Origin of the sequence: Trebonia kvetii, assembly GCF_007827045.1 — a bacterium.
In the GTDB taxonomy this organism is placed as follows: Bacteria; Actinomycetota; Actinomycetes; order Streptosporangiales; family Streptosporangiaceae; genus Trebonia; species Trebonia kvetii.
The window spans coordinates 1-415 of sequence record NZ_RPFW01000054.1 but is presented as its reverse complement, the minus strand read 5'-3'; the positions used below and the strand labels follow the sequence as shown (position 1 = coordinate 415).

Here is a 415-nt window from a genome sequence, read left to right as displayed (position 1 = left end):
ACTTGTTACTCAAAGCTTATGCCTTTATTGGAATTTTTGGTAAATATGGTTCAGTTAATAACTTTTTACAGTTTTTGGGAATTGGACGGACACAGATTCTATTTACTGACCTAAGTTTTATTTTGGTCGCATCATATATTTCCATTCCCTTTATGGTTTTACCAATTTTTAATGCTTTAAATGATTTAGATGATAATTTGGTAAATGCGAGTGCCGATTTAGGCGCCTCACGTTTCCAAACTTTTACTCAAGTGATTTGGCCACTTTCATTAAACGGTGTTAGAGCTGGAGTGCAGGCTGTCTTTATTCCTAGTTTGTCACTCTTCATGTTGACGCGTTTAATCGGTGGGAATAAAGTCATCACACTCGGTACGGCCGTTGCAGAACACTTCCTAACGACACAAAACTGGGGAAT

The 415-nt window shown here is 37.6% G+C and carries 1 protein-coding gene; it reads left to right on the top strand.

Features of this window, described 5'->3' with window-relative positions; genetic code table 11:
• A partial coding sequence (locus EAS64_RS48160; protein WP_145862459.1) for an ABC transporter permease occupies positions 1-415 on the top strand: 415 nt, incomplete at both ends.